Source organism: Amycolatopsis sp. NPDC104587 (genome assembly GCF_055583645.1).
In genome coordinates, this window is the sequence record NZ_JBVJNO010000002.1 from 324600 (window position 1) to 345792 (window position 21193).

Below are 21193 nucleotides of genomic sequence, written 5' to 3' on the forward strand. Positions count from 1 at the left end.
TCCGCGCTCTCCCTTCCTTTCCGTGTTGGTGGTGGGTCCTCCGGCCCCCACCCCCCCCCCCCCCCCCCCCCGGGGTGGGGTCAGACGGCTTGCTGGGCGTTGTAGACGTTGATCGCCGCGTCGCCGAAGTGCGGGCTGCGCTCCTCGTCGGAGTTGTCGTCGGAGTGGTAGCTCACGTTGCCGACGAGGTAGCCCCAGCCGCGGGCGAGCTGCAGGTCGTCGAGCCAGGGCCGCCGCTCGCGCCGTGGCCCTGGTCGCAGTGGATGGCCTCCTGGTCGGGCTGGAACGGCCAGATCCCCGGGCGCCACGTCGTCCCGGTGCAGTAGCGCAGCTGCTGCCCGGTGATGCCGGGGCGGGCCGGGTGCGTGTCGAACGGGTAGCCGAACTCGTAGACGTTCCAGTCGTAACCCTGGCCGAACTTGTAGCCCTGCCAGCCGGTCGCGTTCGCGACGCTCACACCGTTGCCGTTCGGCCACAGCGAGATGGCCGCGAAGTCGTAGTCGCTGTCCTTGCCGTCGAAGTAGCCGTTCGGTGTGGACAACGACTTCCAGGTCCACCGGCCCAGCGGCTCGCCGGAGCCGGCGTAGTCCGGGACGAAGACGAAGTTGCTGTACCAGTGCTTCGCGCCGTCGGTGACGCAGTGCCCGGCGGTCCAGACCATGCTGCGGTTGGCGGAGCTGATCACGCTGGCGGTGCACTGGTGACCGCCGTCGGGCTCGTCGAAGTAGAGCTTGCCGACGGTCGACGCGGGCATCTGGCCGTGCGCGGTCCAGACCCCCGACTGGCTGAGCGAGGTGAGCGCGGGCGGGCCCTGCGGAGCGGACTTCGGTCCGGCCGCGCCCGGCGCGGAAGTCGCCGGCAGGACGTGGCTCTGCGGTTCGGCGCCGTGCCGCTCGGCGGGCACGTCGGCCGGCTTGGCGGCGCGCATCCGCTCGGGTGTCCACTGGCTCAGGACGTCCTTCGCGGGTGTGGTCGCCTGCTGGACGACTGCCGCGGATGCCTTGCCGGGCACCGCGTCGGCTGTCGTCGCGGCTTGCGCCGTGCCGTGGACCAGCATTCCCCCGAGCACTACGACGGCAAGGACCGCCCCTGCCGATCGGGTACGTCTCACTGGGCACCTCCAGGTTCCCCCGGGCGGTGGTCCCGCCCGGCAGCCAGCCTCCCGCCGCGCGCCGGGCGGCGACACTGGACCTTGGAGTTGCGCCGTTCAGGGGAGACCGGGGTGCTCCGGCCGGGAGCTGAGCAGGCCGGCGACCGAGCCCGCCTGCAGCCGCGACTCGACGCGCAGCTTGATCAAGACGTTGCTGACGTGGAACTTCACGGTGCGCTCGCTGATGCCCAGCCGGCGGGCGATGCCGCGGTTGGACAGGCCGTGGCCGAGCAGGACGAGGATTTCGTGTTCCCGCCGGCTGAGCCTCCCGACGCGTTCGAGGACCTGGCTCCGCCGGTGTTCGAGTGCCACGAAGTCGTCGTTCATGTCATCCCCCCAAGCCGGAAACCCGCACCGAGAAGAGGGGGCAGGAAGGGGCGCAGATACGCCTAGTCGTCCGGACCGCTCTGGTGGCGCATGTTTTCGTCGGCCTGCCGGATGCGGTCGGGCGTCCAGTGGCGGTCGACCTCGGCCGGGTCCTGGGGGTTGGTGTGCACCACCGGGGTTTCGGGACCGGGTTGCCTCGCGGCGGCGGCGGCGCTGAGCCCGGCCGCCGCGAGACCCGCGATCACGGCGAGCACGACGAACGCTTTTTTCCGGGACATGGGAACCACCCCTCCGCCGCCGCAAGAATACCAGCGGGAAAGGACGGGCAGACCGCGTCAGCCGGGCGAGCCCACCGCGCAGACCTTGATCGGCGCGGCATGCACCGGGTCGAGGGCGCCCGAGACCAGGTGCCAGACATTGAGGTCGTACGCCTCGCCGATGTGGCCGACCGGGTCGAACGGGCACGAGTCCTGGACGTAGATGTTGTGCACCCCCGGCTCGCGGATGAACGACGTCTCCGTCGGGGTCACCAGCTCGTCGTAGCGCGAGGTGATGATCGTGTAGCCGATGCCCGGCTGGGCGACCGGGCCGGTGTTGAGGGCGACGATCGCCGCGCCGCCGTCCAGCTCGTCGGCGAAGATCGGGAGGCCGATCGTCTTCACGATCGTGTCCCAGGTGCCCTTGCCGAGCACGGTGTAGGCCAGCGTCAGGAGCCCGGACGCGTTGGCGCCGTGGGTCGGCGGGGCGATCGCGACGACCTGGCCGATCTCGCTCTGGATGCCCTGCATCTTGGCCAGGTAGATCGACTGGAGACCGCCTTCGGAGTGCCCGACGACGTCGACCTTGGCCGCGCCGGTCGCCGCGCGGACCTTTTCGACGAAGTTCTTGATCTCCAGCGACGACTCCGCGACCGGCTTGAGGCCGCCGACGAACGGGAACTGCGGGTAGGCGCCGTAGGTCAGCGAGAACGTGCAGTACCCGCGCGCGGCGAGGTCGGCCTGCAGGAAGTTGAGGTCTTCGTAGTAGGTGGCGAAGGTGCCGTGGAGCAGCACGACCGGGTTCGGGTGGGCGGCGCTCGGGTGGCAGCCGAAGTTGTTGTTCCCGCCGCTGGGCGCGGCCTGGGCCGGGGCCGCCGCACCCAGGGCCAGCAGGCCCGCGATCCCGAGTCCGGCCAGCCATCGTTTTGTTCCCCGCGCCATTCCTCGCGCCATTGCGAAGTCCCTTCGTCTGGTTGCTATGCACAGCATGAACCACACAATCAAGGCTGTCTGCTGGCAGAACGCGCAGAAACTTGCCGTGGCCGTTTGTGCATGGTGACAATACCGGGCATGGAAACCGTCGACAGGTTGTTCCCTCGGACGGGTGAGATCGCCACCGCGATGATCACCCGGTGTGCCGCCGAGATCCCGGCGTACCGGCTGCTGCCGGAGAGCGTGCTGGCCGGCGACCTGGTCGCGAACGCGCGGGCGGTGTTCGAGCTGTTCTTGACCACGGTCGCCGAGGACCGGCGGCCGACCGAGGACGAGCTGGCGCTGCCGATCGTGTGGGGCGCCGAGCGGGCGCGGGACGGCCTGCCGCTGGAGGCCGTGCTGAAGATCTACCCGCTCGCCGCCGGCGTCGCGTGGGAGCAGGCCGACGGCGACCGCGCGGTGCTCGGCGCGCGGATGCTGGACTTCCTCGGCGAGGTGATGCCGCGGGTCGCGTCGGCGTACCTGCGCGAGCGCGACGCCCTCGACTGGGAGCGGCGGGAGGACCGCCAGAACCTCGCGGCCAGCCTGCTCGCCGGCCGCCCGGTGCGCCACCGCGAGCTCGCGCCGAGCTACGACGTCGTGGTGTTCCACCTGCCGCTGCGGCCGGCGCCCCCGGATTCCCGCGAGGCGACGGACCTCTTCCGCGCGATCCGGTCCGATTTGGACGGTCAGGCGGGTGTCCTGGTGACGTTCAAGGGGGACGGCGGTGTGCTGCTGGTGCCCCCGTCGTCTTCGGCATCCTCGGCAGACGAGGTGGCGGCGCGGGTGGACGTCCTCTGCGGCCGTCCGTGCGTCGCGGCGTCGGCCCGCGCGGGTGCGCTCGAAGACATTCCCGCGGCGCATTCCGAAGCCGTGGAGATCCTGGCGCTGGCGGAAAGCCTGCGCCGTCCGCCGCGGTTGTACCGGCTGGCCGACCTGGCGATCGAATACCAGCTGGCCCGGCCGAGCCCGGCGCGGGAAGCGCTTGCTGCGGTTCTTTCGCCGCTGGAGGACCATCCGCACCTGATCGACGCGTTGCGCGCATTCGTGACGTCGGGCTACAACCGCGGCGAAGCGGCGACGGCGTTGAACATCCACCGCAACACGTTGACCTACCGCCTCGGCCGCATCCAGCTGATCACGGGTTACGACGCAACCCGCCCGGCGGACGCCCGCCACCTGGCCGCGGCGATGACGGCTTACGACATCAGCCGCCAGAACGGGTGAATGTCACGGGATAACGTTCGCGTCGCGATTCCCCCGGATCAAGTGCGCTTTCCGCCGTCCACCCGATTCCTGGGGCGGACACGGAAGATGCCGATCGTGGCAGCCACCTGACCCGGACGAAATGAGCCAGCCCATGCGCATCCTCCGCGCGACCGCCGCCCTCTCCGCCGTTCTCGCGCTGGCCGCCTGTGGCCTGCCGCGCACCGTCGCCGGAAGTCCCGCTCAGGCGCCCGCCACCGCGACCGTCACCGCGGCGGCCACGCCCACCGTCACCGTCGCGCCGCCGCAGACCGTTGTCGTGCAGCCGCCGCAAACCGTTGTTGTCGCACCGAAAGCCGTTGCTTCGAACCAGTGGTACGCGCAGCCGAGCTGGATCGCCGCGCAGCCGTGGATCACCATCACCCCTTCGGCCGGGCAGACGCCGTGCCAGTGGCTCCACGCCCGCGGGTACTCCTACGCGCAGGCGTACGCCGCCTGGGCGCAGAACGGTTATCCGGCCGGCTGGTCCGCCACCAACGACGGTTACCCGTGCCAGAAGTCCTACGGCATGCAGCACTGACCGACCCACGCGCGGACGACGTCGTCGAGCACCTTCAGGGGCAGCTGACCGCCGCCGAGCACGACGCCGTGGAAGTCCTTGAGGGAGAACGCTTCCCCGAGCGTCTCCGACGCGAACCGGCGCAGGCGCAGGATTTCCAGGCGGCCGGTCATGTACGCCAGCGCCTGGCCCGGCGACTCGATGTACCGGTCCGTTTCGGACTGCACCTCGACCTCGCTCAACACTGTGTGGGCACGCAGGAACTCGACGCACTGCTCACGCGTCCACCGCAGCGCGTGCAAACCGGTGTCGACGACCAGGCGCGCCGCGCGCACCGAATCCTCGGCCACCATGCCGAGGCGCATCAGGTCGCTGGAGAAGAGAGCCATCTCGTCGGCGAGCCGTTCCGTGTAGAGCGCCCAGCCCTCGCTGTACGCGGTGATCATCGCGATGCGCCGCAGCCGCGGCAACCCGGTCAGCTCCTGCGTCAGCGACTCCGCGAAGTGGTGGCCCGGCACGGCTTCGTGGAACGCCACGGTCTCGGCGATGAACCGGTCGCGCGTGCGCACCTCGTGGGTGTTGGTGTAGTAGACGCCCGGGCGGGAGCCGTCGAGGGCGGGCGGCAGGTAGTACGCGGGCGCGGCGACCGGCGCTTCCGCCTCCGGGACCGCTCGCACGACACATTCGGCGGCCGGGACGCGGGGAAACCAGCCCGGCGCGGCGGCGGTCGCGCGGGCGACGGCCGAGCGCGCGGTCTCGAGCATCTCCTCGGCGTCGCGCCAGCGGAGGCTTTCGTCGGTCCGCAGCCGGCGGCGCACCTCGGCCGGGTCGGTCAGCCCGAAAACCCGGCTGCCGAGCTCGGTGTACTCGGCTTGGAGCCCGGCGAGGACGTCGAGGCCCAGCTGGTGGAGTTCCTGCGGGGTGTGGTCGGTGGTCGTGTGCATGCGCGCCAAAGCCGCGTAGTGCGCTTCGCCGCCTTCGAGCCAGCAGATCCCCGGCTCGTGGTCGGGTCGGCCGCGGCCGGCCAGCTCGGTCGCGACGAACTCGCGGTAGCGGGCCAGCGCCGGCCGCACCACGTCGGCGACCAGCCGGTCGCGGCGCTCGGCGCGGTCGCCGGTCAGCGGCAGGGCGAACGGCTTGTCCCGCGCCAGGAACCGGTCCAGGAACCCGATCGTCGTGTGCGCCATCCGCTCGACGTGCCGGTGCGAGCCGGCGCGCTGGCGCTGGGCCAGCGCGGCGTAGAACGCCGGGAACGCGGCCAGCCGGGCCAGGAAGTCTTCCTCCGCCTGCGCGCCGGACGTCGTGAGCTGCGGCAGGAAGGTCAGGAGGCTGGTCCCGGCCGCGAACATCGGGTCGGCCAGGGTGAACTCGACGTCCCGCGCGTCGAGCCGCGCCAGCACCGCCTCGGCCTGCTGGACGACCACGCCGAGCGTCACGCGGTCGGCGTCGGGCGAGACCCGCGCCCGCGCCAGGACATCGGCGGCGCGGGCGCGCAGCCGCGCCTGGCCGGCCTCGCTCGGGTCGCCCAGCTCGGCGTCGTGCCCGGGGATGCCGACGAAGGTCGCTTCGAGCGGGGACCAGGTGGCCAGGATGTCCACGAGCTCGTCCGCGAGCGCGGAAGCAGAAGTCATCCGGTCATTGTGTCGGCGCGCTCACCCTCGATCGAGGGGATTTCGCACCCCCGGAAACGAACCGGGCCGGGAGCTTCGCGCTCCCGGCCCGGCCGGCACCTAGGTCAAACTCGAACAAGGTCTCGCATCAGGATCCTTCGCCCCGTTGGGGACCCACCGCACGTTCGCGAACGACGCCTGGAACGCGGCGTCGGTGTAGACCAGGAACGGCGTGTTGATGTGCTCGAAGTCCAGCCCGTTGTTGAAGCAGGACAACGGGATCTTGACCGTCGTCTTCGGGCCGCCCGCCAGGTCGGTGAACAGCTTCGTCGCGTTCACCTCCGAGAAGCACGGGTAGACGCAGTGCATGCTGATCACCGTCCGGTTGACCGGCGCCTGCTGCACGATCGTGTCGAACTCCAGCGCCCCGTCCGCGTTCAGGTAGCTGCGCAGGTCGTTCGTGCCCGCCGTGTTCTGCATGTAGAGCTGAGCCGCTCCGGTACCCGTCCAGGTCGCCTTCAGGCCGTCGCCCTGCACGTTGACGTCCGTCGGGACGGTGTTGATCTCGGGGTGGTCGGCCGCGCCGTCCGGGCCGATCACGGTGCCGCCCCAGTTCGAAGCCGAGCCGATCTGGCTGGTGTACGGCGCGACGTCGGTCCGGTCGTAGATCGACAGGTCCTCGGTCGCCGTCCCGCCACCGCCGGTGGACCCGCAGGTCGCCGGGCCGGGGGTCTCGTCCAGCTGGCCGATCGTGACGCGCTGGCCCGTCTTCAGGCCGTAACCCAGCTTGAACAGCGGGTCGTAGTCCGGCGACCACGGGTTGAGCGGCGACTGGCACGCGCTCTTCGGCCACGAGTAGGACAGCTTGGCCGTGTACCCGCCGTTGACGTCCTTGCCCTTGACCATCAGGTCCGCGACGCCGCCGCCCTCGGAGCCGGGCAGCCAGGCCGCCACGAACGCGTCGGAGCGGTTGATCTCCTTGTTCATGTACAGCGGGCGGCCGCCGACGTAGACGGTGGCGACCGGGGTGCCCTTGCCGCTGACCTTGTCCAGCACGGCGAGGTCCTCGGGGTAGAGCTTCGACGCCTCGAGCGTCTTGCGGGTCAGGTCGCCGACACCCTCGGCGTACGGCGTCTCGCCGATGACCGCGATGACCGCGTCGTAACCCTTCGGGTCGGTGTTGCCGGTGGCGTCGAAGGTGACGTTGGCGTCCCCGAGGTCCTCCTTGAGCCCCGCGAGGATCGAGGTGGCGTTCGGGAAGTCGGCGTTCGTGTTGCCGGTGCCCTGCCAGCTCAGCGTCCAGCCGCCGGTCTGGTTCTGGATGCTGTCGGCGCTCTTGCCGACCACCAGGACCTTCGACTTCGGCTTGAGCGGCAGCACGTTGCCGTTGTTCTTCAGCAGCACCTGCGACTCGCGGGCGGCCGCGCGGGCCAGCTGGTGGTCGGTCAGCGCCTCGGCCGACTCGGCGAACGAGCGGTCCGACGGCGCCTGCGCCTCGAACAGCCCGTCACGCAGCTTGACGCGCAGGATGCGGGTCACGGCGTCGTCGATCCGGGCCATCGGGATCTGGCCGTTCTGGACCTGGGCGATCGTGTTGGTGATAAACGCCTTCCAGTCGGCGGGCACCATCACGATGTCGATGCCGGCGTTGATCGCCTGCGGGCAGGAGGAGTTGGTGCAGCCGGTGACCTGGCCGATGCCGTTCCAGTCGGACACGACGAGGCCGTCGAAGCCCATCTTGCCCTTGAGGATCTGGTTCAGCGCCTTGTCGCTGCCGTGCAGCTTGCCCTCGTTGATGCCGAGGTCGGTGTTGGTCCAGCTGTTGAACGACACCATCACGGTCTGGGTGCCGGCGGCGAGCGCGCCGTAGTAGCCCTGGCCGTGGATGTTGATCATGTCGGCTTCGGAGGAGGGGTTGACACCCTGGTCCTGGCCCTTGAGCGTGCCGCCGTCGCCGATGAAGTGCTTGGCGGTGCCAATGACACCGTCGCGGCCGATGCGCTTGGTGGCCTCGTCCTGGAGGCCGTCGATGGCCTCGTAGCCGTAGGCGCGGGTGATGCGCGGGTCCTCGGAGAAGCCTTCGTAGGTGCGGCCCCAGCGGTCGTCCTGGACGACGGCGAGGGTCGGCGAGAACGCCCAGTCCTGCCCGGTGGCGCGGATCTGCCGCGCGGTGGCGGCGGCGACGTCGCGGGCCAGGCACGGGTCGTGCGCCGCGCCGAGGCCGATGTTGTGCGGGAAGACGGTGGCGCCGTAGACGTTGTTGTTGCCGTGCACGGCGTCGATGCCCCAGATGACGGGGATCTTCGTGCGGCTCGACTTGGAGGCGTACCAGTAGGAGTCGGCGAGGTTCAGCCAGTCCTGCTGGGTGGCGTGCTTGTTGCCGCCCGGCCACGCGCCGCCGCCGTTGAGGACGGAGCCGATGGCGTACTGCTTCACCTCGGCGGGGGTGATCGAGGTGATCTCGGGCTGCGTCATCTGCCCGACCTTCTCCTCCAGGGTCATCCCGGAGACGATCTGGGCGATGCGCGCCTCGTCACCGGCCTTGCCCTTGAACCGGCTGTCGACCTTGGGCCAGTCCGCGAGGGTGGGCAGGCTCGGCTCGATCTTGGCGCAGCCGTACTTGTCCTTGGCGGGCTGCCCGATGACGGGCTGCTCCGCGGCTTGGGCCGCTTGGGGGATCGCCTGCGCGACTCCGCCCAGCAGGCTGAGGCTCATCAGGGTGACGAGCGAACTTCGGCGCGCACGGGACCACGCGCGGGATCTTCTGGCCATGGTCTGGTCCATTCTGCGATGAACGGCGGACCGGCCGATCCTCACCGGGCGAAGGGGACGGCGTCAATAGTTTCGGACGCTTGCGGGGCAAGTTAATTCTCGACATAAAATAAGAGTCGCCCGGTGGTTGGGCGCGTCTAGCGGGTGTGGTGCTTGCGGTCAAGGTGCTGCGGGGCAAAGGTCTTGCCCGGGATCACGGGTGCTGCAGCATCTCCGCGATCGCCTGCACCCGGACCAGCGTGATCCCGCCCCGCTGCTCGACGGCGAGCGGGTGCCCGGTCGGCTCCACCTCGACGAGCGGCCGCTCACCCGGCGGCCGTGTGTGCAGGTTGATCTTGAGGTTCAGGGTGCCGGGCTCGTAGCAGGGCAGCTCGGTCGTGAGCCACCCGAAGTACGGCTGTTCGCTCACCCGGTCCGGACGATCCCAGACTTCCTACGCGCGGAAGAAGTTGTCCTTGCTCACCGAAACCCAGACACCCCACTCGAAGTCGGTGTCGGCGTCGAGGACCGGCAGCACCAGGCGGCCGCGGAGAAAGAAGTGCTCACCGCCGATCACGCAGCGTTCGGGTTCGAGGACGCTGTCCGGAAGGCCGTCCTGCCAGGAAGCCGGCGCTGGAGCGCTGTAGGCGAAGGGGAGTTCGTCGTGTCTCTCGCCGCAGCAGGTGCAGGTGTACCCCAGGTCGGTCGTCATGGTGACAGAGTAGGAGGCACGAGCCGAGGGCTGCCCCGACCGGGCGAACTTCCGGTGCTCGGCCCGAAAACTGCGATCCTGGAACGATGGCGGATGGTTCAGGGGGAAACCGGCTGCTCTCGAACCGGACGATCGCCGTTTCGGCGGTTGTCCTGGTCCTCGTCGCTGCGGCGGCGTGCTGGGTGTTGCTTTCGCTCTACGGCCAGGGGACCGACGCCGACAAGGCGCGGCTGGAAAGCGTCAGGACAGTCGGCACGATCGTCCTCGGCGCGGGCGGGTTCATCGCCTTGCTGCTGGCCGCCCGACGGCAGCAGACGGCCGAGCAGGACGTGGCCACCAAGCGGAACGACCTCCTCCTGCGTGAGCAGGCCAACGAGGACGCGCGCCACGACGCCGCGGAGCGGAGGATCAGCGATCTCTACCTCAAAGCGGTGGAACAGCTGGGTGCGGAGAAGGCGCCAGTCCGGCTGGCCGGACTGTACGCCCTGGAGCGGCTCGCACAGGACAACCACGCTCACCGGCAGACCATCGTCAATGTGATCAGTGCGTACCTGCGGATGCCGTACGACCCGCCGGCCGAAGGCGCCGAGGAGCCCGGCCGGGCCTGCCTGGAGGAGCGCGAGGTGCGGGTCACCGCCCAGCAGATCCTCACCGACCATGTCGCTCCGGCAGGGGCCGACCGTGCCCGGTTCTGGGCCGACCTCGATCTGGACCTCGGCGGCGCCGTGCTGATCGACCTGAAGCTCCACGACTGCTCGTTGCGGAACGCGAACTTCGCGCGGGCCAGGTTTGTCGGGCAAGCTTCCCTGCTGGGCATCAAGTTCCACGGGAGCACGAGGTTCGACGACGCGGTGTTCGAGGGCGAGGCGTGGTTCGCGGAGGCGGAGTTCTCCGACAGCACCCGGTTCGACGGCGTCACGTTCCTCCGGGACGCGAGGTTCGACGAAGCCAGGTTCTTCGGAGCGACTGTGTTTCGCGACGCGCGGTTCCATGGCTTCGCGCGGTTCGAGAAGGCCGAGTTCGCGGGCAAGGCCATCTTCAGCAAGGCCACGTTCGCCGGCGGCTCGGACTTCTCCCGTGCGCGGTTCGCCGACGAGGCCTACCTGCCAGGGGTCGACTTCGGTCGTGACGCCCGGTTCGTGGAGGTCACCTTCGCCCGGGAAGGCTGGTTCATCAACGTCGAGTTCGGCGGTTACGCCGACTTCAAGGACGTGACGTTCAGTGAGGACGTCCGGTTCGTCGACTGCCTGCTGGACGGCGTTCCCTACAGCCCGCCGGAGTGGAGTCCGCGGCCACCGGACGACGACTTCGACTGAACGGCGTCAGCCGAGCACCGAGCCCGGCAGCTCCTCGAAGATCAGCCACGTCCGCGTCGACCGGACCCCCTCCAGTGCCTGCAGCCGCTCCAGGACCACGTCCCTCAGCGTTGTGTTGTCGGGTGTTCGCACCAGCAGCAGGATGTCGAAGTCGCCACCGACCAGCGCCACGTGGTCGACGTACGGGATCGCGTGGAGGTCCGTGGCCATCGTGCGCCAGGACGTCTGCTCCACCGTCACCATGATGTACGCCGACGTGCCCAGGCCTGCCCGGCGTGGGTTGATGCGGGCGCCGAAGCCCGTGATCACCCCTTCGGCCATCAGGCGCTCCAACCGCGCGTACGCGTTCGTGCGCGAGATGTGCAGCTTCTCCGCCAGCGCGCGCACCGCCAGGCGGCCGTCCGCGGACAGCTCCGCCAGCATCGCGCGGTCGACCTCGTCGAGGGCCGGGACCGTTCGTCCCGTGAGGCCGTCCAGCGGCTGGGAGGCGGAAGACGTTTGGTCCGGATAAGGGCCTATTGAAGGCCGTTTGTCGCTCATTTCCGCCAACCCTTGAACAGACGACCACAAAGAACCACCATTTCAGCATCATATGTCTGCGAGAGGTGGTGTGCGTCATGGCCGCGGAGACCCTGCTGCCGTCCGTGTCGCCGGTGCGGTTCGTCGCCGAGGACGGGACGCGCGTCGAGCAGCACGGCGAGTACGCCGAGCCCACGAAGGACCGGCTGAAGGCCGTCTACCGGCAGATGGTCCTGGGCCGCCGCTTCGACGTCCAGGCGACCGCCCTCACCAAGCAGGGCCGTCTCGCCGTCTACCCCTCCAGCGCCGGCCAGGAGGCCTGCCAGGTCGCCGCCGCGCTCGCGCTCCAGGACAACGACTGGCTCTTCCCGACCTACCGCGACTCCGTCGCCCTCATCGCGCGCGGCTTGAAGCCCGGCGAAGTCCTGACGCTCCTTCGCGGCGACGCGCACTGCGGCTACAACCCCGTCGAGACGCGCGTAGCGCCCCAGTGCACTCCGCTCGCGACGCAGACCCTGCACGCCGCCGGGCTGGCCCACGCGATGCAGCGACGCGGCGAAGACGCCGTCGCGCTCGCGCTCATCGGGGACGGCGCCACCAGCGAAGGCGACTTCCACGAGGCGCTCAACTTCGCCGCCGTCTTCAAGGCGCCCGTCGTGTTCTTCGTGCAGAACAATCGCTACGCCATCTCCGTCCCCTTCGAGAAGCAGAGCGCCGCGCCCGCGTTGGCGTACAAGGGAATCGGCTACGGCATGCGCTCGGAGCAGGTCGACGGCAACGACGCCGTCGCGGTGCTCGCCGTTCTCGACGACGCCGTGAAGCACGCCCGCGAAGGCCACGGCCCGGTCCTCGTCGAGGCCCACACCTACCGCATTGACGCCCACACCAACGCCGACGACGCCACCCGCTACCGCGACGCGGACGAAGTCGCGAAGTGGCGCGAAGCGGACCCGCTCAAGCGCCTCGAGACCTACCTCGGGGACGCCCTCACCGCGCACGAAATCGAGCTCTGCCACGCCGAAGCCGAAGAGTTCGCCGAGTCCGTCCGCGACACCCTGAACGCCGACGCCGAGCTCGACCCGATGTCGCTGTTCGACCACGTCTACGCCGAGCCGACCCGCCAGCTCGAACTCCAGCGGGCCGCACTGAAAGCCGAGCTGGAGGCCTGATGACGACCACGATGGCGCAGGCGCTCAACGCCGCCCTGCGGGACGCGCTCAAGGACGACGACCGGGTGCTCGTGTTCGGCGAGGACGTCGGCACGCTCGGCGGCGTCTTCCGGGTCACCGACGGCATCACCGCCGACTTCGGCGAGGACCGCTGCTTCGACACCCCGCTCGCCGAGTCCGGCATCGTCGGGTTCGCCGTCGGGATGGCGATGGGCGGCTTCCGCCCGGTCGTCGAGATGCAGTTCGACGCCTTCGCCTACCCCGCGTTCGAACAGATCACCTCGCACGTCGCGAAGCTGCGCAACCGCACGCGCGGCGCGCTCTCGCTGCCGATGGTCATCCGGATCCCCTACGCCGGCGGCATCGGCGGCGTCGAGCACCACTGCGACTCCAGCGAGGCCTACTACACGCACACGCCGGGCCTGCGCGTCGTCACGCCGGGCACCGCGCAGGACGCCTACGACCTGCTTCGCGACGCCATCGAGTCGCCGGACCCGGTCGTCTTCCTCGAGCCGAAGGTGCGCTACTGGTCCGGGGAAGAGGTCAGCTTCACGCGCAGCGGCCCGGGCATGGACAAGGCCGTCGTCCGCCGCGAAGGCAAGGACGTCACGCTCATCGCGTACGGCCCGATGGTCGCCACCGCCCTGGAAACCGCCGAAGCCGCGAAGGAAGAGGGCTGGGACGTCGAGGTGGTCGACCTGCGCTCGCTGTCGCCGTTCGACGACGAGACCGTGACGGCTTCCGTGCGCCGCGCCGGCCGCGCGGTGGTCGTCCACGAGGCCGCCGGCTTCGGCGGGTACGGCGCCGAGGTCGTCGCTCGCGTCACGGAGCAGTGCTTCCACCAGCTGCACGCGCCGGTGCTGCGCGTGACCGGGCTCGACATCCCGTACCCGGCGCCGAAGCTGGAGCGCCACGTGCTTCCGGACGTCGACCGGATCCTCGACACGATCGCGCGCCTGCAGTGGGCCGACACCCCGGTGGTGGCCGGTGCCTGACTTCCTGCTGCCGGACCTCGGCGAAGGCCTGACCGAGGCGGCCATCCTCAACTGGCACGTCACCGTCGGCGACACGGTCAAGATCGACCAGATCGTCGTCGAGGTCGAGACGGCGAAGGCCGCGGTCGAGGTGCCGGTGCCGTTCGCCGGCGTCGTGTCCGCGCTGCACGGCGAGCCGGGGCAGCTGCTCCCGGTCGGCGCGCCGCTGTTGTCCGTCGGCGGCTTCGCCGAACCGGGCGTAGCGACATCGAGTGGCAGCGGCAACGTCCTCATCGGCTACGGCACCGCGCCGACGACGCGCCGCAAGCGCGTCCGCCGCGCCGAGGCTCCCGCGCCGAAGGCCAAGGCGCCCGGCGTGATCTCGCCGTTCGTCCGGAAGCTGGCTTCGGACAACGGGATCGACCTCACGACGGTCACCCCGACCGGCCCGGGCGGGATCATCCGCCGGACCGACGTCGAAGCGCTCCTGAAGAAGCCGCAGGCGGAAGGGGAGCGCCGGATCCCGCTGACCGGCGTCCGCAAGGCCGTCGCGACCAAGCTCACGACGTCGCGGCGCGAGATCCCCGAAGCGACGGTGTGGGTGGACGTCGACGCGACCGAGCTGGTCGCCGCCCGCGCGGCCCTCAATGCCAAGACCGACCGGCCGGTGAGCCTGCTCGGGCTGATCGCGCGGTTCACCGTCGCGGGGCTCAAGAAGTTCCCGGAGCTGAACTCCCGCGTCGACGGCGACGAGATCGTCCTGCTGGACAAGATCCACCTCGGCTTCGCCGCGCAGACCGACCGCGGGCTGGTCGTCCCGGTCGTGCGCGACGCCGGCGAGCTGTCCACCCGTGACCTTTCGGCGGCGATCGGCGACCGCGCCCGCACCGCCCGCGACGGCAAGCTGCCGCCCGCGGACCTCACCGGCGGCACGTTCACCGTCAACAACTACGGCGTCTTCGGCGTCGACGGCTCGGCCGCGATCATCAACCACCCCGAGGCCGCGATCCTCGGCATCGGCCGGATCATCGACCGGCCGTGGGTGGTCGACGGCGCGCTGGTCGCCCGCAAGATCTGCGAGCTGACGCTGGCCTTCGACCACCGCGTCTGCGACGGCGGCACGGCGGGCGGGTTCCTCCGGTTCGTCGCGGACTGCGTCGAGTCGCCGGTCACGGCCCTGGGCGACCTCTAGCGACTCACCGCGCGCATTGGCCGGATGTGACGGCCGTGGCACTTAAAGTGTTCGCGTGACGACTCCAGCCCAGCACGACCGGGACCAGGCGGAAGCGCGCGTGGGCCGGCTCAAGCAGGACCTGCGCGACGGGCTGGTGACCCCGCCCGCCGACGTCGAGGTGATGGACGAGCTCGTCGCGACGGCCCACCGGCTGCTCGACGCCGAGCTGGCGTTCGACGAGGCGAAGCACCGGCTCGCCATCGCCGAGCTCGAGTCGCGGCACGCGGCGACGCAGCGCGCGGTGGTGTACTTCGCGGCCGCGCCGGTGCTGGTTCCGCTGGTCGCCGCGGCGCTGGTGCTGTTCGACGTGCTGTCGCCGGTTTGGCTGCTGGCGTTCGTCCCGCTGTTCGCGGCCGGGCTGTGGATCGGCTTCGGCCCGGTCCGGCGGGTCGGCGAAGTCATCCGCGAGCGGACGCGGGCCGCGTGGGCGGGCAGCATCACGGCCGTCGTGTTGGTGGCGGCGCTGGTGCCGTGGGCCGGGTCGGTCGTCTGCACGGTCTTGGCGGCGCTGGGCGTCGCGGCCACAGCCGCGTTGCTGTGGCGGGAAAGCCGGATCCCGTGAGCCACGGTTACGCGACCTACGGCGACGACCCCGGGTTCGAGCAGGAGTACGACGGCTACCCGGAGGCCGCGGACCCGACGCGCCGCGACCTCGACGAGCTGTTCGCGGCGGTCGACGGGCTGCGCGTCGCGGTCGAGGAGGCCGACGACCGCGACCGCGGGCTGCGGCAAGACGTCGCGGACCTGACCGACCGGCTCGAGCGCGGCGGCGGGCACCGGCAGGAGGACCGCATCGACGTGCTCGGCCGGCAGCTGGACCGGTTGCAGCAGCAAGTCCAGGCCCTGGAACGCGCGGTGCGGGTGTCCGACGGTGTGCCCCAGGTGAACCTCGACGACGTCGGCGCGGAGACCCGGGCGCTCGCGGCGGAGGCGGCGCGCTGGGACGACCTGCACAAGGAGCTCGTCACGAAGGAGCAGCGCGCCCGGCACGAGCAGGAGATCGCGCGGCTGGCTTCGGTGCACGAAGCGCAGGCCCGGTGTGACTCGGACCTGCTCGAGGTGATGCGGGTCCTGGCGTCGACGGACCGCGCTTCGCGGGCCCGAGGGGACGCGGAGTCGTCGTTGCGGGCGTTGTCGACCCGGCGCCGGACGCTGCTGGACGAGGAGATCCCGGCGGCGTCGGAGGCGGCGGACCAGGCGCGGCTGGCGTTGCGCGAGGCGGACGCGGTCGAGGCCCGGATCGTGCCCCAGCTGGAGCGCGCCGAGCGAGCGTGGCACGACCTGCAGGTGCGGCTGCGGACCCGGATCACGGACGCGCTCGGCTCGAACGCGCTGCTGCCGACGTGGTTCGGCCACGCACTGGGGGTAGCCCCACCGGCGGGGGCCGCGGGCGACACGTGGATCCGCACGGCGGCTTCGGTGCTGGCTTACCGCGTGACGTTCCGCATCGTGGACCCGGCGCTGCCCCTGGGCCCACCGGCCGGCGAGAACGCGGACACGACGGAACGGCGCTGGACCTGGCGCGCGAGGCTGGAAAGCGACTTGGACGAGCTGGCTCTCTAGCGAAATCCGCCCCGGCCGCCACCGGTGATGAACTACGTTTTGATCATGTCCTACCGCGACGCGACGGCCCACTACACCTCGCCCAAACGGCGTGATCCGGTCAAGACGATGCTGGAGGAACCGGTCACCCACCGGGTTCTGCGGGACGCCATCAGCCGGATCCGGCGCGAGCCCGGCCGGCCGCTGCGGGTGGTCGACGTCGGTTGTGGGACCGGGGACGGGCTCGCCCTGCTGACCGAGCCGCACGGCGCCCTCGCGCCGCTCACCGACGAGCACACTCTCGACTACCTCGGGGTCGACATCGATCCCGACATGGTCGAAACCGCTCGCGCGCTCCACGCAGGACGGCGGGCCATCTTCGCCGTCGCGGACATGCGGTCAGAACTGCCCGCGGGCGACTTCGACCTCTACCTCTCCTGCGGGGTGCCCTACTCGCACCTTCCCCACGAGGACGTCGTCGAGGTCCTCACCGGCCTCATGCGGCGGATCGTCGAGACCCGCGACAGCGCGGTGCTCGTCGTCGACGTCCTCGGCCGCTACTCGGTCGAGTGGACGCCGAAGTGGCCGGAGACCCGCTGGTCGTACAACATGAGCTTCTTCGAGGACGCGACCGAAACCCTTCACGACCGGATGAGCTTCTTCGACCGCGGGTCGCTCGACGCGGCGCTCGTCGAAGCCGCGATCCGGGCCGGGGCCCGGCTGAGCGGGACGACGTTCACCGACCGGTCGATCCTCGCGGGCCGGCACACCGCCACGCTGTCCTTCAACCCGGCGATCCCGCCCTACCGCACCCTCCTCAACGAGCTCGCCCGCGGCGCCACCGACGTCGACCCCGCCCGCCTGCGGTTCGAGCCGCCCGCCGGGCACGCGCCCCGGCCGGTCGAGCTGTTTTTCAACGCCTTCGCCGAGCGCTGGAACCGGATCCTCGCCGCGGCCGCCTTGCCGTCCGCCGAGCACGCGAAGGAGCTGGCGAGGTCGCTCTTCGCGTGGGAACAGCAAGCCCAGCAAGGGCTCGGGGTAGGGCACTCCCTGATGGCCACCGTGGTCGTCGAACGGCCCACCGTCACCTGAGCGCCGACTCCAGCTGCCGGTGCAGCTCGCCGAGCCGGGACTCGCCGGGTTCGCCGGGTGGGAAGCGGCTCAGGATGTCGCGTACCTCCGGTGGAGCGTGGTCGAGAGCCCAGCGGATCTCGGCCGCGGCGTCACCGCCGGCCAGTTCGTGCGCCAACGCCGTCTGCTGCGCGGGGCCGACGATGTGCTTCACCTGGTGCGGCGACTCCAGCGGGTGCAGGTAGGCCGCGCCCGCCGCGCCGACTGCCGCACGGGCTGCGGCGGCCGCCGCCGGGTCGGAAGTCGCGCCTGCCGCCTTCAGCGCCGCCCACGCGGCCGTGCGCAAGGCTTTCGTGCGGGGGCCGCCCGTAGCGAACTCCCGCGCCGCCGCGATCGCCGCCGCCGGGCGGGGGTCGTCCGGGATCAACGGCAGCGCCCGCGAAGCGCAGTCGGCGGCCCAGCCCGTCAACGCCCGCAGCTCGTCGAGAGTCAGCTCCATGTGGCTGAAGCGTATCTTTGAACCGCCGGTTGAGACTTCAGACGGCCGCCGGCACCCGAAGCGGACGTCGCAGGCGGTTGAACAGCTTCGAGTTGTTCAACGCGAACACCCCCACCGTCGCGCCGTCGCGGTGCCAGGTCGCCACGAAGGACGCGTCCGAAGGCCCGCCTTCGACGAACGTCAGCGTGTCGTCCGGGCGGGGGTGCCCGGCCAGCTGCAACCGTCCCGCGTACTGGTCCGACCAGACGTACCCGCTGGGGGTGTACGTCCGCGAGGTCTGCCCGGACAGGAGGTTCGCCACCGCGACCGGCGCCTGCTCGGACGCGTTCGTCCAGTGCTCGTGCCGCCGTCCCCCGTACCGCGCGACGTCGCCCACGGCGACCACCGAAGGCAGTTCCGTGACCAGGCCCGCGTCCACGCAGACTCCGTCGGAAACGGTCAGCCCGGACCCGGCCAGCCAGTCCGTCGCCGGGGTCATGCCGACGCCGGTCACGACCACGTCGGCCGGGACGAGCGACCCGTCGGCCAGGTGGACGCCCGCTTCGGACATGCCCGTCACCGACACCCCGCAGCGCAGCTCCGTGCCGTGCTCGGCGTGCAGCCGCGCGCAGACCGCCGCCAGGTCCGGGCCCAGCACCGGCGCGAGCGGCGCGGGCAGCGCTTCCAGGACGACCACGTCGAGGCCCAGCGACCGGCACGTCGAGGCCACCTCGGCGCCGATGAACCCGGCGCCGACGATCGCCACCCGGACCCCGGGCACCAGAGCCGCGCGCAACGCGAGAGCGTCGTCGATCGTCCGCAGCGTGTGGGCGGTTTCGAAGCCCGGCAAGGTGCGCGCCCGGCCGCCGGTGGCGATGACGACGCCGTCCGCGTGCACCGAGCCGCCGTCGGAGAGGCGGACCCGCCGGTCGGCCGGCTCCAGCGCCGTGGCCCGCGCGCCGAGCCGGAAGTCCAGCGCCAGCGACGCGAGATCGCCGGCGTCGAGCAGCTCCAGCGACGCGCGGGAAGCCGTCCCGGCCAGGAAGCCCTTGGACAGCGGAGGCCGGTCGTAGGGCAGGTGCGCCTCTTCGCCGACCAGCACGATCCCGCCGTCGTAGCCCTGCGCGCGCAGCTCCTGCGCGGCGCGGACACCGGCGAGCGACGCGCCGACGACCGCGATGCGCTTCACGCGGCGTCCTCGCGAGCCGTGCCCTCCACGTAGACGACACCTTCGTCGACGACGACCGCGTACGTGCGCACCGCTTCCTTCGCCGGCAGGCAGCTCGGCATGCCGGTGCGCAGGTCGAACAGCGCCGCGTGCAGCGGGCACTCGACGAAGCAGCCTTCGAGCCAGCCGTCGGCGAGCGAGGCGTCCTGGTGGGTGCACGTGTCGTCGATGGCGTACAGCTCCCCGTCGTCGGTGTGGAACACCGCGATGGCGGGCGACCCCGGGATCCGGACGGACTCACCCGGGGGCAGCTCGTCGACGGTGCATGCGCGAATCATGAGTCCTCCGAGACTGTTGCGCATAGGGGAACATCGACTGTGATCCGCAACAAAGTCTGAGTCCCGTGAAGCGCGTCGTCAAGGGGCTACGGCCGGGTAGTTTTCGTTACCCGCTGGCGGATATCCGGGCACGCCGAAGGCCCGTACCGAGGATGGCGGTACGGGCTGCGACGTCGGAGGCTAGTTCTCCCCGTGCCGGTAGAACGGCGTCTTGATCGGGGCCAGCGGGGTGTTGCCGAGGATGAGGTCGGCCGCCTTCTCGGCGGTCATCATCACCGGCGCGTAGATGTTGCCGTTGGGGATGTAGGGCATGACCGACGCGTCGACGACACGCAGGCCCTCGGTGCCGTGCACCCGCATGGTCTGCGGGTCGACGACGGACTTGTCGTCCACGCCCATCTTGGCCGTGCACGACGGGTGCAGCGCGGTCTCGGCGTCCTTGGCGACCCAGTCGAGGATCTCCTCGTCGGTCTCCACCGACGGTCCCGGCGAGATCTCCCCGCCGTTGTAGGTGTCCATCGCGGACTGGTTGAGGATCTTCCGCGCCACCCGCACGGCTTCGACCCACTCGCGCCGGTCGTTCTCCGTGGACAGGTAGTTGAACTTGATCGCCGGGTGCTGCCGCGGGTCGGTCGAGGTGAGTTTCACCGAGCCGCGCGTGTCGGCGTACATCGGGCCGACGTGCACCTGGTAGCCGTGCCCTTCCGTGGGCGCCGAACCGTCGTAGCGGATCGCCACCGGCAGGAAGTGGAACATCAGGTTCGGGTACTTCACCTCGTCGTTCGAGCGGACGAACCCGCCGCCCTCGAAGTGGTTCGTGGCGGCCGGGCCGTTCCGCAGGAACAGCCACTGCGCGCCGATGTAGGGCCGCTTCCACTTCGCCAGCGACGGCTGCATCGACACCGGTTCCTTGCAGGCGTACTGGATGTACACCTCCAGGTGGTCCTGCAGGTTCTCGCCGACCCCCGGCAGGTCCTTGACGACGTCGATGCCGAGCTTCTCCAGGTCCGCCGCGTTGCCGACGCCGGAGAGCTGCAGCAGCTGCGGGCTGTTGATCGCCCCGCCGCAGAGGATGATCTCCTTGCCGTAGACCTCACCCGGCACGCCCCGGCCCTCGGCGTACTCGACGCCGATCGCGCGGGTGCCGTCGAAGAGGATCTGCGACACGAACGCGTGCGTCTTCACCGTGAGGTTGGGGCGGTTCTCCACCGGGTGCAGGTAAGCGCCCGCCGCCGACAAGCGCCGTCCTTTTCGGACGTTGCGATCGAAGGCCGCGAAGCCTTCCTGCCGGTAGCCGTTGACGTCGTCGGTGCGCGGGTAGCCCGCCTGCTCGGCGGCGTCGAAGAAGGCCTGGAACAACGGGTTCGACGCCGGGCCGCGCTCGAGTTCGAGCGGCCCGTCGTGGCCGCGCCACTGCCCGTCGGGAGCGTCGGCGAGGCAGTTCTCCATCCGGTTGAAGTACGGCAGGCAATGGGCATAGTCCCAAGTGGACATTCCGGCGTCGCCGGCCCAGCGCTCGTAGTCCATCGGGTTGCCGCGCTGGAAGATCATGCCGTTGATGCTCGACGACCCGCCGAGCACCTTGCCGCGCGCGTGGTAGATGCGGCGGCGGTTCATGTGCGGCTCGGGCTCGCTGCGGTAGCCCCAGTCGTAGAACTTCGACCCGATCGGGAAGGTCAGCGCGGCCGGCATGTGGATGAAGACGTCCCACTTGTAGTCGGACCGGCCCGCTTCCAGGACCAGGACCTTGTTGTTCGGGTCGGCCGACAGCCGGTTCGCCAGCGCGCAGCCCGCCGAACCACCGCCGACGATGACGAAGTCGTAGTTTTCACTCATGCGT

20 protein-coding genes and 1 pseudogene are annotated in these 21193 nt (G+C 70.6%); 9 read left to right on the forward strand and 12 right to left on the reverse strand.

Annotation, left to right across the window (positions count from 1 at the left end; genetic code table 11):
- Window positions 1-172 precede the first annotated feature (172 nt).
- The 4 genes from ACZ61C_RS05920 to ACZ61C_RS05935 all read right to left on the reverse strand — a co-directional run bounded on the left by ACZ61C_RS05920 (window position 173) and on the right by ACZ61C_RS05935 (window position 2688).
- Window positions 173-1111 (reverse strand): trypsin-like serine peptidase, encoded by a 939-nt coding sequence (locus ACZ61C_RS05920; RefSeq protein WP_465303339.1) that lies wholly within the window; start codon window positions 1109-1111, stop codon window positions 173-175.
- 96 nt (window positions 1112-1207) lie between these two features.
- Window positions 1208-1477 (reverse strand): helix-turn-helix domain-containing protein, encoded by a 270-nt coding sequence (locus ACZ61C_RS05925; protein WP_465303341.1) that lies wholly within the window; start codon window positions 1475-1477, stop codon window positions 1208-1210.
- Window positions 1478-1539: 62 nt separating this feature from the next.
- Window positions 1540-1755, reverse strand: coding sequence for a hypothetical protein (locus tag ACZ61C_RS05930; RefSeq protein WP_465303343.1), 216 nt, complete (start codon window positions 1753-1755; stop codon window positions 1540-1542).
- 57 nt (window positions 1756-1812) lie between these two features.
- Window positions 1813-2688, reverse strand: a complete 876-nt coding sequence (locus ACZ61C_RS05935; protein WP_465303345.1) for an esterase/lipase family protein — start codon at window positions 2686-2688, stop codon at window positions 1813-1815.
- Window positions 2689-2805: 117 nt separating this feature from the next.
- On the opposite strand from ACZ61C_RS05935, the gene ACZ61C_RS05940 reads away from it, so the two are divergent.
- Together ACZ61C_RS05940 and ACZ61C_RS05945 are read left to right on the forward strand one after the other, a co-directional pair.
- Window positions 2806-3933, forward strand: a complete 1128-nt coding sequence (locus ACZ61C_RS05940) for a PucR family transcriptional regulator (RefSeq protein WP_465303347.1) — start codon at window positions 2806-2808, stop codon at window positions 3931-3933.
- A 133-nt stretch (window positions 3934-4066) separates the two neighbouring features.
- Window positions 4067-4492, forward strand: coding sequence for a hypothetical protein (locus tag ACZ61C_RS05945; RefSeq protein ID WP_465303349.1), 426 nt, complete (start codon window positions 4067-4069; stop codon window positions 4490-4492).
- On the opposite strand, the gene ACZ61C_RS05950 is transcribed toward ACZ61C_RS05945, so the two are convergent.
- The 3 genes and pseudogenes from ACZ61C_RS05950 to ACZ61C_RS05960 form a co-directional block, all read right to left on the reverse strand.
- Window positions 4474-6102 carry a DUF885 domain-containing protein gene (locus tag ACZ61C_RS05950; RefSeq protein ID WP_465303351.1) on the reverse strand — a complete coding sequence of 543 codons (1629 nt, stop codon included), beginning with the start codon at window positions 6100-6102 and terminating at the stop codon, window positions 4474-4476. The genes ACZ61C_RS05945 and ACZ61C_RS05950 overlap by 19 nt on opposite strands.
- 99 nt (window positions 6103-6201) lie before the next feature.
- Window positions 6202-8796, reverse strand: coding sequence for a glycoside hydrolase family 3 N-terminal domain-containing protein (locus ACZ61C_RS05955; protein WP_465304201.1), 2595 nt, complete (start codon window positions 8794-8796; stop codon window positions 6202-6204).
- Window positions 8797-9046: 250 nt separating this feature from the next.
- Window positions 9047-9544 (reverse strand): annotated as a pseudogene (locus ACZ61C_RS05960) (DUF2199 domain-containing protein).
- An 86-nt stretch (window positions 9545-9630) separates the two neighbouring features.
- Between ACZ61C_RS05960 and ACZ61C_RS05965 the strand changes: the two are divergent.
- Window positions 9631-10860 carry a pentapeptide repeat-containing protein gene (locus tag ACZ61C_RS05965; protein ID WP_465303353.1) on the forward strand — a complete coding sequence of 410 codons (1230 nt, stop codon included), beginning with the start codon at window positions 9631-9633 and terminating at the stop codon, window positions 10858-10860.
- 6 nt (window positions 10861-10866) lie between these two features.
- Here ACZ61C_RS05965 and ACZ61C_RS05970 read toward each other — a convergent pair whose 3' ends face one another.
- A complete protein-coding gene (locus ACZ61C_RS05970) occupies window positions 10867-11400 on the reverse strand; it encodes an Lrp/AsnC family transcriptional regulator (protein WP_465303355.1) in 534 nt (177 codons plus the stop codon).
- A 77-nt stretch (window positions 11401-11477) separates the two neighbouring features.
- On the opposite strand from ACZ61C_RS05970, the gene pdhA reads away from it, so the two are divergent.
- The 6 genes from pdhA to ACZ61C_RS06000 are packed head-to-tail and all read left to right on the forward strand — an operon-like array spanning window position 11478 to window position 17390.
- Window positions 11478-12548 (forward strand): pyruvate dehydrogenase (acetyl-transferring) E1 component subunit alpha, encoded by a 1071-nt coding sequence (gene pdhA, locus ACZ61C_RS05975; RefSeq protein ID WP_465303357.1) that lies wholly within the window; start codon window positions 11478-11480, stop codon window positions 12546-12548.
- Complete coding sequence (locus ACZ61C_RS05980) at window positions 12548-13543, forward strand: alpha-ketoacid dehydrogenase subunit beta (protein WP_465303359.1); 996 nt, start codon at window positions 12548-12550, stop codon at window positions 13541-13543. The genes pdhA and ACZ61C_RS05980 overlap by 1 nt, the downstream gene beginning before the upstream one ends.
- Window positions 13536-14714, forward strand: coding sequence for a dihydrolipoamide acetyltransferase family protein (locus ACZ61C_RS05985; protein ID WP_465303361.1), 1179 nt, complete (start codon window positions 13536-13538; stop codon window positions 14712-14714). Before ACZ61C_RS05980 ends, ACZ61C_RS05985 begins: the two co-directional genes overlap by 8 nt.
- A 55-nt stretch (window positions 14715-14769) precedes the next feature.
- The gene (locus tag ACZ61C_RS05990; protein WP_465303363.1) at window positions 14770-15318 is read left to right on the forward strand and encodes a hypothetical protein; all 549 of its coding nucleotides are present in this window, start codon (window positions 14770-14772) and stop codon (window positions 15316-15318) included.
- Window positions 15315-16319 (forward strand): hypothetical protein, encoded by a 1005-nt coding sequence (locus ACZ61C_RS05995; protein ID WP_465303365.1) that lies wholly within the window; start codon window positions 15315-15317, stop codon window positions 16317-16319. The genes ACZ61C_RS05990 and ACZ61C_RS05995 overlap by 4 nt, the downstream gene beginning before the upstream one ends.
- Before the next feature lie 45 nt (window positions 16320-16364).
- Window positions 16365-17390: a class I SAM-dependent methyltransferase gene (locus tag ACZ61C_RS06000; RefSeq protein ID WP_465303367.1), complete on the forward strand. Its 1026-nt coding sequence runs from the start codon at window positions 16365-16367 to the stop codon at window positions 17388-17390.
- Here ACZ61C_RS06000 and ACZ61C_RS06005 read toward each other — a convergent pair.
- From ACZ61C_RS06005 to betA, 4 genes are all read right to left on the reverse strand, one after another.
- Window positions 17383-17868, reverse strand: a complete 486-nt coding sequence (locus ACZ61C_RS06005) for a putative immunity protein (protein WP_465303369.1) — start codon at window positions 17866-17868, stop codon at window positions 17383-17385. The two genes, ACZ61C_RS06000 and ACZ61C_RS06005, sit on opposite strands and share 8 nt — an antisense overlap.
- Before the next feature lie 37 nt (window positions 17869-17905).
- A complete protein-coding gene (locus ACZ61C_RS06010) occupies window positions 17906-19036 on the reverse strand; it encodes an NAD(P)/FAD-dependent oxidoreductase (protein ID WP_465303371.1) in 1131 nt (376 codons plus the stop codon).
- Window positions 19033-19353: a bifunctional 3-phenylpropionate/cinnamic acid dioxygenase ferredoxin subunit gene (locus tag ACZ61C_RS06015; protein ID WP_465303373.1), complete on the reverse strand. Its 321-nt coding sequence runs from the start codon at window positions 19351-19353 to the stop codon at window positions 19033-19035. The genes ACZ61C_RS06010 and ACZ61C_RS06015 overlap by 4 nt, the downstream gene beginning before the upstream one ends.
- 180 nt (window positions 19354-19533) lie before the next feature.
- Window positions 19534-21189 carry a choline dehydrogenase gene (gene betA / locus ACZ61C_RS06020; protein ID WP_465303375.1) on the reverse strand — a complete coding sequence of 552 codons (1656 nt, stop codon included), beginning with the start codon at window positions 21187-21189 and terminating at the stop codon, window positions 19534-19536.
- Between the last annotated feature and the right edge of the window lie 4 nt (window positions 21190-21193).